Raw genomic sequence first — 14,017 nt, forward strand, 5'->3', positions numbered from 1 at the left:
CAGGTGCGCTGCTCCCAGCGGCGCGGCTCTCAGGTGCGCTGCTCCCAGCGGCGCGGCTCTCAGGTGCGCGGCTCCCAGCGCCGCGGCGCCGCGACATCCGGCAGGCCGCCGTCGTACTCCACCAACCCGTAGGTGAAGCTCCCGGCATAGACCAGCAGGGTACCCAGCTGACGGTGCAGCACCCTGGTCTGGATCCTGAAGCGCTCAGTGCCGGGGTCCCACCACTGTTCCATGTATGCCTGGGCGCCGACGATATCCGGAACAGGCAGCCGGACCGGCCCCGTGAAGAGCCGGGTTCGGGTGGAGACCATACGCAAACGGCCGTCCGACGTGACAGAGCAGTGCAGAGCGGTTGCCATTCGACGGTGTGCCCCCAGGTAGTCGATCAATCCACCGCCTGTCCACGTAGAGGTGTCTTCAAAGGTGCGTGCGACACCGGTGAACTGCAACTCCCGCTGGGCCGTCAGTGATGTCCTTCCGAACGGATCAGCGTGCGCCCAGTTGTGGATGGTAAACGGCACGTCTGTCTCGTACTCGGGGAAGAAGGAATTTTCGCCCGCTGCGAGGGTGAAGAAGGGCCGCATAAACCAGGCGGGACACCCGGCGATGTCAAAAACACCCTTCCCTATTCCAAAGCTGCCGCTGGCGTGATGAAGGCCGAAGTACTTCTGCAGCTCCGGCTGAAGCCCATCGAAGCTTCGTCCGAGCGCCAGTTGATAGATGGAGGCAGTCATGCCCATCTCCGTTCGTTGAGCCAGTCGACAGTGATACGTGCGGTGAATCGGGCGTGCGAACGCAGCCAGGGGCTGTTGGGAACCTCCGGCTGGTTGCCGCTGTGGACCATGTAGGCGGCGAGAATGGCAAGCCAGCTATCGATCCTGTCGGGATCAGCGTTCGCCGACAAGGGGGACCGCTTCAGCCAGGCCCCCACATCGATCCCTCCGTGGCGTGCGTACACGAGCAGCGCAACCCAGTCCGCCCAGGCGGGTCCGGTGGAGAGGAAGTTCCAGTCGCAGACGTACGCCTGTGACTGGGAAATGATGATGTTGTCGGCCCGCAGGTCGTTGTGCAGTACGGCGTTTCCCTGGAGCGCGTCGAAGCTGGCACTGCACAGTTGCTGGAGGTCATGCAGCTGTTCGGAGTCCAGCGGCGGCAGGAATGCGGGCGTGGTCCCGGCGTCACAGTGGGAGGCAAAGATGCTGTTGATGGCGGGATCATTGCTGAAGTCCTCAGCCATGGGTCCGCCTGTGAGGTTCGCGGGAAGATGGGCCAGTCCCTCCTGGATCCGCAACAGGCTGGTGTGGATGGCATCCAGATCCTCGTGTGTCCAGGGCTTGCCCGGCATATACCCGCTTACCGCTTCGAAGCACAGCACCTGCCAGGACGTTCCGCCGGAGTCGACGTTCTCCGCAGCGAGAAGCTGCGGAATGGGCAGACCGGTGGGAAGAATGCTTAACACCTCACGTTCCCGGAGATAGGCAGGATGAATGAACGTATCGGTGGCAGGAGCGGCCTTGGCAAAGATTTGCCGGGAGCCATCCGAAACCACTGCAGCAAAACCCGGGGTGAACCCGCCGCCTGCGGCCGCCGATGTCACAACGGGGCCACCGAGCACACTCTCGACGCTGGACCGAACCGGCGCCGGAAGGACTGCCCAGCCCGGCCGGAGCGCCGTCCGCGAGTAATCAACCACGTTCACAGCCGGCCGGCCGCCTTGAGCCGGATGTACATGTCGGCCAGCTTGGGGGGCAGCTCGTGCGGGCTCTCATCCACAACCTCGGCACCGAGTTGTTTCAGCCGCGCGGTGACGGCTGCCCGGTCCAACAGCGCCCGTTCAGCTGCGGCGGCACGGAAAGTCTGTGACGCAGACTCCCGTTCCAGGCGCATAGCGTCTAACCGTGGGTCGCGGACTGAGGCGACCACCACCACATGCTGGGCTGTCAAACCCGGTAGAACCGGCAACAGCCCTTCCTCCACGGCTCCGGAATCGAGGGACGTGAGCAGGACCACCAGGGACCGGTGTGAAGAGATGGAGCGGATTTGGGCCGGGACCTGGGACCAGTCCGCTTCGATCAGCTCTGCCTCAAGGGGCGCCATCGCGGTGACCAACGCACTGAGTAGGTTTTCCTTGGCAACGGACTCCACACGCGCCCGCGGGCGACGGTCAAAGGCAAGAAAGTCGACGCGGTCACCGCCGCGCTGGGCGAGAACGGCCAGCAGCAGGGACGCTTCGATGCCGGTATCGAGCCGGGGTTCGTTGTCAATGCGCGCCGCTGAAGTGCGGGAGGTGTCGAGCACGACCACCACCCGCCGGTCCCGTTCCGGCCTCCACGTGCGCACTACGGTGTCACGGCGCCGTGCCGTAGCGCGCCAGTCGATTGACCGGACGTCATCGCCGCGGACGTAGTCGCGCAGTGAGTCAAATTCTGTTCCCGCACCGCGGATTTGGACGGCTGCCCTGCCGTCCAGTTCGCGGAGGCGGCGCAGCTTCGACGGAAGATGCCGTTTGGAATGGAAAGGCGGCAGAACGCGGAGTGTTCCAGGAGAGGTGATCGTCAGCTGGCGTGCGGTCAGTCCCAACGGACCGAAGCTGCGCACCGTGACGTGCCGGACGGCTAGGTCGCCGCGGCGTTCCGGCATCAAGACCACGTTCATGCGGCGGGATTCACCAGCCGGCACCGTGATTCGCTGGACAGGGTTGCGTGCACCCGCTGAAGGCTGCCACCCTTCGCGGACCTGGGCGCGAAGCGTGCGGGACGCGTGGTTGCGGATGGTCAGCTGGCTTGTGCACTGCTCAGTCAGCCGGACACTCTCCGGCAATGAGCGGGCCACACCCACCCGTCGAGGCGACGCGGCAAGTATAAGGTCAAGACCGGCGGCCAAAACCAGCAGAGCCAGCCACAGCAGGATGGAGACGACGCCGGGAAACAGCACCACGGGGAGGGCGCCGATGAGGGTCAGGATGACAAATCGTCCGGTGATGCTCATGTCATCCCCGCCCGGTGTCCTATTTCTGCGGACACCGTGTTACCGCGGGACCGGAACGGTGGCGAGGATGCTGCCGAGGACATCATCGACACTGACCCCATCCATCTGTGCCTCGGGCCGGAGGGAGACCCTGTGGCGCAGCGCCGGCAAGGTTAGTGCCTTGACGTCGTCGGGCGTTACGTAGCCGCGGCCCGAAAGCCATGCCCAAGCCCGCGACGTATTGAGCAGCGCCGTGGCCCCGCGCGGAGATACACCCAGCTGGAACGACGGCGTGACCCGGGTCGCGCGAACAACGTCCACAATGTAGCCGATGACCTCGGGCGCGATGGCAACCCGCTGCACCGCACTCCGTGCCGTCGCGAGGTCAGCCGCACCTGCTACTGCTCTGACACCGGCACCGTGAAGATTCCGGGGGTCGAAGCCAACGCTGTGGCGGCGGATCACTTCGATTTCATCATGCCGCTCCGGCAGAGGCAGGGAGAGCTTCAGCAGAAACCGGTCCAGCTGTGCTTCCGGCAGGGGATAGGTGCCCTCGTACTCCACCGGATTCTGCGTTGCCGCCACAATGAACGGATCCGGAAGCTTCCGTGAAACCCCGTCCACGGATACCTGGCGCTCCTCCATCGCCTCCAGCAATGATGCCTGTGTCTTGGGCGGAGTCCGGTTGATTTCGTCCGCGAGGAGAATATTGGTGAAGACCGGTCCTTCCCTGAAGGTGAACTCGGAGTTCCGGGCCTCGTAAATGAGTGAACCCGTGACGTCGCCGGGCATCAGGTCCGGCGTGAACTGGACACGCTTGGTGTCGAGGCTCAGCGCGGCCGACAGTGTTCTGACCAGCAGTGTTTTGGCCACCCCCGGAACGCCTTCAAGCAGGACGTGCCCCTGCGCCAGCAGCGCTATCAACATCCCGGTGACCGCAGCATCCTGCCCCACGATCGCCTTGGCCACCTCAGTCCGGACGTTGAGAAGCGCCTGGCGGGACGGATCGGCCTCAGCCGCTGTCCGGTGTTCCTCCCGCGGGGGCTCAGCCTGGCCTGCTGCACTTCCCTGGCCGGTGGGCGCATTGGCGTGGGCCTGGCCCGGCGCGTGGCTGGGAGCCGGTGTTGATGGTGGACCAGCCGGCGCCGGTGGTTGATGTGGGTACTGCTGGCTCATCTCTGGTTTATCTCCTTCTCTAAGGTGTCCAGTTCCTGACTCCAGCGCACCAGGTCGGCATCGCTGAGGGGCGTGTGGGTATGCAGCAGCAGATCAAGTTCCTGCGTGCTGCGACCGGTCCTGCGCGCCGCAGCCTCGACCACTGCGCTGGCGGGACTCGACGCAGGGATGCGGAGCATGAGGGCAATACGGCTCAGCGTTGCGGCACGGAGGTTGGCGGCGGCCCTGTTAATTGAGCCGGCGTCCTGGTAAAGCCGTGCTCTGCCCTCAGCCGTTTCCGCGGCGCGCACCACCACAGGCATCGGTTCTTCCACCAGCGGTCCGAGCCGGCGTGCACGCCAGACGATTGCAGCCAGGGCCGTCAGGAGCAGCCAGAGCATGAGCGGATTAACGAATTCAGGGAGCAGGTTCAAGGGATTCACCGGCTGGTCGGTGACCGCCAGATCCTGGGGGGTTGGCTGATACCAGACCAGCGAGGCACTGTTCCCGAGTGTCCGCAGGACAAGAGCGGCGTTTCCGTTGTCTTCAATCACGCCGTTGCTGAGGATGGCGCCGTTGCCAAGAACAACGACGTCGAGTGCACCGGTGGCGGCATAGGAACCGGAGGCAGCGCCGCTTTGTTCGGGGTTCCCGGCAGGAAAGCAGGTCAGCTCACCGCGGTAGACCTGCCCGCCGGACGTGATGGTTCCGGCCGTGCTCGGATCTTCAGCGGAGCAGCGTGCCTCCAGCGGCCCAGCGGCCTCCGCGGGCACAACCCCCGCAGAGCGGATCCCGGGTGCAAGCACGTCAAGTATGGTCAGCCCAGGTTCAATCAGGACAAGCCTCGCGGACAGATCCTTGAGGCTGCTGAGCTGATCATTGTCCAACCATCCGTCTGGGTCGTGGAGTAGCAAAGTGCCGTCCTGCGCGGCGAGCGCGTCCTGAGCCTCCGTCAGCGAAGACGCTTCGATCACATCCACTCCCTGTTGCCGGAGCACTTCCGCCACAGCCATGGAACCCTCCGGCGCGGGGTTGGACGGGGAGAGCGGGGACAGGGTTTCCCGGGGAGCTCCGATTAGCCCTGCAATGACAACTATGAGCAACAGAGCGCCGAGGACGATCCACGGCCGGAATCGGCGTAGGACGGTGCCCACAGAGCGTCCGACGCTGCCGCCGTCGCCGATGATCTCGACGGATTCGCGCTGACCGGACGGCGGCGCGGTGCTCACAGTCGGACCAGGCCGGGTGCTCACGACGGCACCGCCCATCGTGTGGATCTTGTGGAGTATGTAGGTCTGGTTTCCAGGAGAAGGCCGTCCAGGACAACTGCTCTCCGGTAGTCTGTATCGCCTGCCGGCTGATTGCCGTAGTGAACTTCGTTGAACCGGTCCGCGATCCACCCGATCGAATCTCTTGAGGTGTCGAAGGCACCCTCAAGCTGCACGGCAACTTCGCCTGCGGTCCTCCCGGGCTGCTCATCGATGACACTGCGTTCCTCGGCCGAGCGCACAATGGCGCGGAAACGTTCAGCCAGTGCGGTATCCCAGTCGCCTGCGGCAGCCGCGCTGTCGGCCAGCCCGCGATGTCGGTCCGCCGACCGCTGCACTCCGTCGTCAAAAACGGCCGGCTGTGAACTGCTCCTGCGTGCGTTCAGCCGCGGTCTCACCAGCAGTACCGCGACGACGATGACGATGGCCGCGCCGACGGCGAGAAGCGTGGTTCCGATCCCCGCGTCCAGGGATTGGAAATTTTCGAACAAACCGAACAGCCAGTCCAGGACGGCGTTCCACAGCTGCTCCAGAAATCCGGGCTTGGCTTCCTGGTAGGAGGCCTTTGCCAGTTCGTCCGACAGCCAGTTCCGGGCATCTTCACTATCGGGGGTTACGGGAACCTGCCTGGGCGAGGTTGAGCGAATGACCATAGGGGGATCGGTGCCTGTCAGTTCCACGCGCCGGGACGTGGATCTTCAGGGCTTTGCGGGTTGTGGCCAAACTCCTGGGAGCCCGGCCCCCGGGACTGGCCAGGGATCGCATTCCCGATGCCCGGGGTGGCCGACTCGTGCTCGCGAAGGAGCACGACGTCGAACCCCTCCCTGCGGATACGAAGGTCAACATAGAGGAGCGCCGTGACCCCAGCCTGGAAGGCGTACCCAATGGCGGTGAACACCGCGGTGATCGCCTGTGTGATCAGGAGCGCGGGCAGCGACTGGAGGATTTCAGCGCTCGCGGTTTCCGGCGATGTGCTGAAGGAGGTGGAAGTGAAAACGATCAGGGAAATGGGGGTGGCAACAACCTGGGTGATGATGGAGACGATGATTGATGTCAGGATCAGGATACCGAAGGTCCGCCACCAGTTCCGTGTGGTCAGCGTCCAGGACCGCTTGAGCGCGTTGATCGGGCCGGCGCCTTCCAACATCAGGGCGGCCGGGGCAAGGACAAACTTCATGTTAATCCATACGGCCGCTGCGAGGGCACCCAGAACGCCGATGATGATGATCGCAATGGACGCCTCTTCCAAGGCGAGAGCCAGTCCAACAAAAATCAGGACGAGCACAACAATGGCGACTGTCCAGATCAGTAACAGTAAGGCGCCCAGACCAATCAGTGGAAGGATCCGTCGGCCAGCCAGCTTCCATAACTGCGAAAAACCGGTCTTCTGATTCAGTACGGCGCGCGCTATGGGAATAATTAGCACACCCTGAAGAATAAGAAGGCCGACGGCGGTCATGAGGACAAGCACTGTGGTTATCGAAAGAAGCGAGGCGACAAATCCGCTGGTCTCCTCGACGGAGGCGGTGAATGGATCGAATGTGGCCAGCGACCCCGTCAAACCAAAAGTGAGCAGAACCGTGACTAAGGCAACCACCAATTGGAACAGTATTGCGGTGCCGAAGGTGGAGAGCGGATTCTTTCGGCACGCCTGAAAAGCGCCGTCGAGAATATCCCCAAGGCCAAGCGGCCTGAGCGGGATGATTCCTGGTTTGGGTGGTGCCTGATATCCACCAAATCCTCCGGGCGGAACATTTTGCCAGCTGGCCGGAGGCGCCCCGGGCGGCGGCGCCCCCCACTGCTGGGGCTGGGCCCACTGACCCTGGGTCCGAGGATCTTGCGGCGGTGTGGGAGGAGGCCCTGGCCACGGCTGCTGGGGCGGGGTCCCTCCCGGCTGCGATGGGGACGCGGACGGCGGATGCCATGGCTGATCTCCCGGAGGCTTTTCCGGCGGATTAGTGCTCATGGCGACCCCCTGGAATCGAGCCTGGCTTTTGGTGTGTGTGCATCAATTAGAAACTATAGTTACCGGCGGCGACATTGGCTCAACTTATCCTTCAATTCAGGTCCCTTCCATTCCAACATCGTCCTTTAGGATGAGCAGGGGCGCCCTCTGGCAGCCCAATGGGGCACTGACGCTGCCGGAGCCAATGCAACATTGTCTTCGGCGATGGGAGACTATGGAGTTATGAAGGCACGCATTCTGGTCATAGACGACGACGAAGCACTGGCCGAAATGATCGGCATAGTCCTGCGAAATGACGGATTCGACCCCGTGTTCTGCGCCGACGGCGCGCAGGCGGTGGAAGTCTTTAGGAGCTCCAAGCCGGATTTGGTACTGCTGGATCTTATGCTGCCCGGGGTTGACGGCATCGAAATCTGTCGGCAGATCCGCAATGAATCGGATTTGCCGATCGTCATGCTTACCGCCAAGTCGGACACCTCGGACGTGGTCCGTGGTCTCGAGTCCGGAGCAGACGACTACGTGCCCAAGCCTTTCAAGCCGGCCGAGCTGGTCGCGCGGGTGCGGGCCAGGTTGCGGCCGGGCGACCAGAAGGCGCCGGAGACGCTTCGGATTGGCGAGGTGAGCATTGATGTAGCAGGTCACTCGGTAACGCGGGCAGGTGAACGTATTTCCCTGACTCCGTTGGAGTTTGATCTGCTGGTTGCCCTTGCGCGGAAGCCGTGGCAGGTTTTCACCCGTGAATTGCTCCTGGAACAGGTTTGGGGGTACCGGCACGCGGCGGACACCCGGCTCGTTAATGTGCATGTGCAGCGTCTGAGGTCCAAGATCGAACGCGATCCAGAGGCTCCGGAGATTGTGCTTACTGTTCGCGGGGTCGGCTACAAGGCAGGTCAAGGATAAGTTGGAGCGCAGTGCACGTCATTCCCTCAACACTGCCGCACAGGCAGTCCGCAGGGGCTGGAAGCAGGTCCCGCGCGGCTGGAGGCTGACTGCCCGCCACTGGCGGCGCTCCCTGCTCTTCAGAACAGTGGTTTCCACTTTGGTGCTCACCGCAGTGGCGCTGATCGCGGTGGGTGCCTTTTTGTCGAGCCAGATTGCCAATGGTCTCTATCAGGAACGGTTTGAACAATTCAGGGCCGAAGCCAGCGCGGGCCTCACCGAGGTGGAGCAGATATTTGCCGGCACGTCGGCAACTGACAGGGATACCACCGCGAGGCTTGCGCGCGACACGCTGCCGAGCCTTGAGGGCGGTGGAGCGGACGCGCCGCGCCAGTTCATTCTGGCCAACATTCCCAATCAGGAAACACAGACTTTCGTGGCGCCGTTTGGCAGCTCCAACCTCGTGGAGTCGTCCACCATTCCTGTTGAGTTGACCGAAGCGGTCCGGTCCGGTGATGACCAGTACTGGTCCGCCATCGTCCTTGAAATCTCGGAATCGGGGGACGAGCGAAACGTTCCAGGCCTGGCCTTCGGAACCAAGGTCACGCTCCCGCCGTCTCAGACCGAGTATGCCCTCTATCTGCTCTATGACCTTTCCTCGATGCAGGCCACCTTGGATTACATCCACGGCGTCATCTGGATCGGAGGCTCGCTGCTGCTGATCACCATCGGTGCCATCGCGTGGTTGGTGACCCGCAGCGTCGTCGGGCCGGTCAGCCACGCGGCCGTGGTCTCGGAGAAGCTGGCGGCAGGTCAGCTGCAGGAGCGGATGGAGACCAAAGGTGAGGACGAAGTGGCCAGGCTCGGCGCTTCCTTCAATCACATGGCGGCCAGTCTGCAGGATCAGATTACCCAGCTTGCCCAGCTGTCCCAGATGCAGCAGCGTTTCGTTTCCGATGTTTCGCATGAGCTCCGCACACCGCTGACAACGGTGCGGATGGCTGCCGAGGTGTTGTACGATGCGCGGGCCGAGTTTGATCCCGTGAATCGCAGATCGGCAGAGATTCTCTACAATCAGGTAGAGCGGTTTCAGGCGCTGCTTGCGGACCTGCTGGAAATTTCACGGTTCGACGCCGGCGCTGCCGTTTTGGATGCGGAGTCCGGCGACATCTTCCAAATGGTCAACCATGTGGTTGATGGAGCTCATCCACTCGCTGAAAATTACGGATCGGATCTGTTGGTGATTTCGCGGGAGTCCAGCTGCATCGTAGATGTCGACCCCCGTCGAATCGACCGTATTCTGAGGAACCTGGTGGTCAACGCCCTCGAACACGGCGAGGGCAGGCCCGTCCACATATATGTCGCGTCAAGCCCCGACGCAGTCGCTGTCGCCGTCCGGGATTACGGAATCGGCATGTCCGCGCTGGAGGCGGCCAGAGTATTTGACCGCTTCTGGCGCGCCGATCCCGCCCGCGCACGCACCACTGGGGGCAGCGGACTCGGACTGTCCATCGCCACTGAGGACGCGCGTCTTCACGGTGCGTGGCTGCAGGCCTGGGGCTCGCCGGGTGAGGGCTCGTGCTTCCGGTTGACGCTGCCCAAGCGCCGAGACTCCGTCCTCAAGGTCTCGCCCCTTCCACTTCCTCCCAGGCAGTTGGCCCTTCCGCCGACCACCGCCAGCGCGGCGGGCACGGCTCCCGACACGCTGCCTCCCGTCGATTCTCTCGCCAAAGGGGAGCAATGACAGATCTCAACCGGCCGCGGCGCGGACTGCTACTCCTTCTGCTGTTTCTTCCTTTTGTTCTGCTCGTTGCGGGGTGTTCGTCCATTCCGAGCGCGGGACCAGTGGGGACTATTTCAGCCAGTGCTGAACCCGATTCCGTTGGGTTTGTTAATAATCCCAGCGGCCCGCAGCCCGGAGCCACCGCCACTGAAGTCCTGAGTGGATTTGTCTTGGCCGGAACCGGTGTAACCGACAACTATAGCGTTGCGCGTGCCTTTCTGACTGATGAGCTGGCAACCACCTGGCAACCGGAGGAGCGCGTGATCATTTACCGCGCCGATCCGAAGTACTCCCAGACTGCCGCCGAAGGCCAGTTCCTCATCCAGATTGAGGTGGCGGGATCCGTCGACGCGCGCGGTATCCGGAATAATGCCGCCGCCGCAACCACGGAAAGTATTCCGGTGGAGATGGTGCAGGTTGACGGGCAGTGGCGGATTAACAGTATTCCCAGCGGAATCATGATTTCCACAGGCGATGTAGCAAATCTCCTGAACTCCCATAATCTCTACTTCTATAGCAGCGGCTTCTCCTACTGGGTCCCGGATGTGCGGTGGTTCGTCAACCGGCAGGGAATTGCGACGAACATTGTTCAGGCCATGCTGGACGGCCCCGCGCCCTACCTTCAGGGCGCTGTCACCAGTGCCTTCCCTGAAAACGCGACCCTGGCGGTGGAATCGGTACCGATCGACTCAGGTACGGCCACGGTGGACCTGAACGCAGATATTCTCCTTGAGACATCGAATCTGCAGCGCCAGCAAATGGAGCAGCAGCTGAGGATCAGCCTGACCGGGCTGAACTCGGTGAACACAGTGGACATGCGCGCCGGTCAGCCCATCGATCTGGGAGAACCGGATCCGGAGCTCGCCCCCACGGTTCAGGACCCGAATGTTGGCTCCACGCAAGTGGTGATTTCGGACAACGAACTGGCATTTCTCGATGGGCTGCAGTTGTCTGCCATTGAGGGTGCGCCGTCGGTGGCAGACCTGGAGCCGCAGGACCCCGCAATGTCAGTCAACCGGGAGAATCTGGCATTCCTCAATAGGGAGGCATCGCAGCTCTTTGCCACGGGCGTCGATCAAACCGTTCGTCCTTTAGTGACAGGAACCGACTTGACCGCACCAAGCTTCGGACCCGGTAATTGGCTGTGGGTTGCAGGCAGTGTGGATGGGGAATCCGTTGTCCGGGCGGTACCGCCTGGGGGTGGCTCCGGAACTGCTGTCCGCATAGCGGCCCCCTGGCTGAGTGATCGAGTGATCCAGGAGCTGCGGATATCGCGGGACGGAGCACGTGCTTTAATCGTTGTCGAACAGTCGGGGTCGAGCCAGGTCCTGGTCTCCGGAATCACCACCAGCGGCGAAGGTACGCCCCTCAGTCTCAGCGAGCCAATCGTCCTGAGCCCGTCCAACCCGGTCAACACAGCAAAGTGGGTGTCGGAAGATTCAGTCGTCGTGGCGCAGACCTCCGCCGATCGATCCGTCTCTGTCGAGATCCTTGACTTTGCATCGGCACCAGTGCAGGTTTCCCCACTGGAGGGCATCGTTCATATCAGCGCGGGAAGCGGCGCCGGGGACATCTACGCACAGACGGGGGACCAGATTCAGCTTTTGCTGGGCAGGGCCTGGGCGGAACAGGGTGTGACAGCGCGGGATCCCGCGTTCCCCGGCTGACCTGCCGACGCACTGAAGTTATCCACATACAGCAGGTCCTCACCGAACAAGCCGGACGGTTGCAGCCACTATGAATACATGGTTGCAACCGGAACCCTGAAGCGTCTCGACATACTTCGGCAGCATCCTGCCTGGAAGGGTATGAGTCTCGCGGCCAGGGAATTCTTGTCCACCATTTTCCCCACGGAGTGTGTGGTGTGTTCCGCCCCCGACATTTCCTTATGCGCCCGCTGTCTCGCGTCGGTCAGGCGAGCCACAGTGCGGCCGTTCCGCGCAGAGGGCGGTGCTGAGTCGTTGCCCGAGAAGTTGCCTGCGGGAAGGCCGGCCGATTGGTATTCCCCCGGAGCCGGGGTTGACCCGCTGCCGGTCATCGCTGCAGGCCACTACCGCAGGGATCTGGCTCTGACAATCCTCGCGTACAAGAACCACGGTCACACGGATCTGGTGCGGCCGCTCCAGGCAGCGCTGGCCGGCGCACTACATCGTGCGCGGGAGGATGTCGAGGAGATCGGTGGGCCGCGCCGCTCGATCCTACTGGTTCCGGTGCCGGCCAAGCAGGTGTCTGTCCGAAGGCGCGGTTATGACCCTTTGGGCCTGTTGTTGGCCGGTTTGAGGAAACGCGGTGAGCTGCCCGCCGACTGCACAGTGACGCAGGCTCTCAGTCACCGCGGCTTTGCAGGACCGGGAGGATGGCTGCGGTCCCTGTCGGGCGGATCCGCGCAAAAAGGCCTCGGGCGGGGGCAGCGGCGGAGCAATGTAGCCCGCACCATGCAGTTGGATGTGCGCTGGAGCGGGCAGCTGTCAGGGCGCCTGTGCGTGGTGGTTGATGACGTCCTGACCACCGGCTCCACCATCGCTGAAGTGACCCGTGTGCTCCGTCTTGAGGGTGCGGAAGTGGCCGCCGCCGTCGTCGTTGCAGCCACGCCTGCGCCCGCCGGAAGGGAGGACCGCGCGCAAGTCCCCGTGCCGGTACACAGCAGACTGCCGATGATCCCACAGGGAACGGGAGGAAAAAAAGATACGGGAAAGGATGAATAAAAACAGTGGGTGAACTAACGTGAAGTATGGGTATCTCAGCGAAGACAGTTACCCATCGACAGCGGCTGGAAGGAGCGATTCCTCAGCCGCTGTTGTGTCACCTAAGCGATTTTGGAGGGCACTATGGAATTCATGATCAATGGACGAAACCTGTCGGTATCGGACCGTTTCCGGGAGTATGCAGAGGAGAAGATCGACAAGATCGAGCAGCTCGGCGACAAGGTTCAAAGGCTTGACGCGAAGGTAACAAAGGAACCCAACGCGCGTCAGGCAGACAGTTCACTCACCGTTGAGCTCACCGTCCTCGGCAGGGGCCCGGTTATCCGGGCCGAAGCATCGGCCGCAGACAAGTTTGCGGCATTCGACCTTGCCTACAGCAAGCTGCTCGAGCGGCTGCGCAGGGCACGCGACCGCAGGAAGGTCCACCACGGACGGCACACCCCCGTCGCCGTGCGCGAGGCCACTGCCACCCTTGAACCGGCAAGTACAACGCAGGCCATCTATACGCAGCCGGAAGCGGTAGATGGTGCCTCATCGGTACCGTCCGAGCCGGATGATAAGTACGAAACTTCCGACGACATCCCCGCCGGCGACTCACCGGTGCTGATCCGCCGTAAGGTTTTTTCCGGCACACCCATGACCCTGGATGATGCCGTGGACAATATGGAACTCGTGGGGCACGCATTTTATCTGTTCGTTGACTCGCTGACCGGGGCGCCGTCAGTCGTTTACCGGCGCCAGGCATGGACGTACGGCGTCATCACCCTCGATGCCAAGTGCGCCGAGGGAACCGAGGACCCGCATGAGGAACTGGTGGCCTACAGGTCGCGGGAATCAGCAGCGTCGGCCTAGCAACCTCCCAGGCGGGCAACCGCCTATGATCGGGAAATGACCTCTTCCCTTACGCTCGCGCAGGCACGTAGAATCGCCCTCGAAGCGCAGGGACTTGCAAAGGAACGGCTCACTGGCCCCGTCACGGCGAGGCAGGTGGGCCGCATCCTTGAGCGGATCCATTTGCTGCAGATCGATTCTGTGAACGTTCTCTCCCGGAGCCATTACCTGCCCGTGTTTGCGCGGCTCGGCGGCTACGATCGGCAGATCCTCGATCGCCTGGCCGGAAAGCATCCCCGACGGCTCACTGAATACTGGGCGCACGAGGCCAGCTTTATCCGGCCGGAGCTGTTTCCGTATCTGTTGCCGCTGCAACGCCGGAAATGGGCCGGCGCATCGTCTGTCCCTTCTCCGCTGAGGGAATCCCTGACCGAACGGATTGTGGACCTGCTCGGCACAAGCC

The 14,017-nt window shown here is 62.8% G+C and carries 13 protein-coding genes; 6 read left to right on the plus strand and 7 right to left on the minus strand.

Features of this window, described 5'->3' with window-relative positions:
- Nucleotides 1-59 precede the first annotated feature (59 nt).
- Genes Y708_RS0107420 through Y708_RS23610 form a run of 7 tightly spaced genes read right to left on the minus strand, consistent with a single transcriptional unit; the run spans nucleotide 60 to nucleotide 6,990 of the window.
- Nucleotides 60-734: a DUF4166 domain-containing protein gene (locus Y708_RS0107420; protein WP_028279436.1), complete on the minus strand. Its 675-nt coding sequence runs from the start codon at nucleotides 732-734 to the stop codon at nucleotides 60-62.
- A complete protein-coding gene (locus Y708_RS0107425; protein WP_028279437.1) occupies nucleotides 731-1,699 on the minus strand; it encodes a phosphotransferase in 969 nt (322 codons plus the stop codon). Before Y708_RS0107425 ends, Y708_RS0107420 begins: the two co-directional genes overlap by 4 nt.
- On the minus strand, nucleotides 1,696-2,988 hold the full coding sequence (locus tag Y708_RS0107430; protein ID WP_028279438.1) for a DUF58 domain-containing protein: 1,293 nt from the start codon (nucleotides 2,986-2,988) through the stop codon (nucleotides 1,696-1,698). The genes Y708_RS0107425 and Y708_RS0107430 overlap by 4 nt, the downstream gene beginning before the upstream one ends.
- A 39-nt stretch (nucleotides 2,989-3,027) precedes the next feature.
- A complete protein-coding gene (locus Y708_RS23605) occupies nucleotides 3,028-4,143 on the minus strand; it encodes an AAA family ATPase (RefSeq protein ID WP_081746568.1) in 1,116 nt (371 codons plus the stop codon).
- Entirely contained in the window at nucleotides 4,140-5,351 is a 1,212-nt protein-coding gene (locus Y708_RS0107440) for a DUF4350 domain-containing protein (RefSeq protein WP_162150453.1), read from the minus strand. Before Y708_RS0107440 ends, Y708_RS23605 begins: the two co-directional genes overlap by 4 nt.
- A 20-nt stretch (nucleotides 5,352-5,371) precedes the next feature.
- The gene (locus Y708_RS0107445; RefSeq protein ID WP_216699755.1) at nucleotides 5,372-6,070 is read right to left on the minus strand and encodes a DUF4129 domain-containing protein; all 699 of its coding nucleotides are present in this window, start codon (nucleotides 6,068-6,070) and stop codon (nucleotides 5,372-5,374) included.
- Entirely contained in the window at nucleotides 6,061-6,990 is a 930-nt protein-coding gene (locus Y708_RS23610; protein WP_216699756.1) for a DUF7847 domain-containing protein, read from the minus strand. The genes Y708_RS0107445 and Y708_RS23610 overlap by 10 nt, the downstream gene beginning before the upstream one ends.
- 588 nt (nucleotides 6,991-7,578) lie before the next feature.
- Here Y708_RS23610 and mtrA point away from each other — a divergent pair.
- The 6 genes from mtrA to Y708_RS23625 all read left to right on the plus strand — a co-directional run.
- A complete protein-coding gene (mtrA, locus tag Y708_RS0107455; protein WP_028279441.1) occupies nucleotides 7,579-8,256 on the plus strand; it encodes an MtrAB system response regulator MtrA in 678 nt (225 codons plus the stop codon).
- Nucleotides 8,257-8,341: 85 nt separating this feature from the next.
- Nucleotides 8,342-9,979: an MtrAB system histidine kinase MtrB gene (gene mtrB, locus Y708_RS23615; protein WP_051478810.1), complete on the plus strand. Its 1,638-nt coding sequence runs from the start codon at nucleotides 8,342-8,344 to the stop codon at nucleotides 9,977-9,979.
- Nucleotides 9,976-11,685: an LpqB family beta-propeller domain-containing protein gene (locus Y708_RS0107465; RefSeq protein ID WP_028279442.1), complete on the plus strand. Its 1,710-nt coding sequence runs from the start codon at nucleotides 9,976-9,978 to the stop codon at nucleotides 11,683-11,685. Before mtrB ends, Y708_RS0107465 begins: the two co-directional genes overlap by 4 nt.
- A 78-nt stretch (nucleotides 11,686-11,763) precedes the next feature.
- Nucleotides 11,764-12,723 carry a ComF family protein gene (locus Y708_RS23620; RefSeq protein ID WP_051478796.1) on the plus strand — a complete coding sequence of 320 codons (960 nt, stop codon included), beginning with the start codon at nucleotides 11,764-11,766 and terminating at the stop codon, nucleotides 12,721-12,723.
- Between the two features lie 123 nt (nucleotides 12,724-12,846).
- A complete protein-coding gene (raiA, locus tag Y708_RS0107475) occupies nucleotides 12,847-13,575 on the plus strand; it encodes a ribosome hibernation-promoting factor, HPF/YfiA family (RefSeq protein WP_028279443.1) in 729 nt (242 codons plus the stop codon).
- Nucleotides 13,576-13,611: 36 nt separating this feature from the next.
- A partial coding sequence (locus tag Y708_RS23625; protein WP_035775645.1) for a DNA glycosylase AlkZ-like family protein occupies nucleotides 13,612-14,017 on the plus strand: 406 nt, incomplete at its 3' end.

This window comes from Arthrobacter sp. H5 (assembly GCF_000520595.1).
Classification (GTDB): Bacteria; Actinomycetota; Actinomycetes; order Actinomycetales; family Micrococcaceae; genus Arthrobacter_D.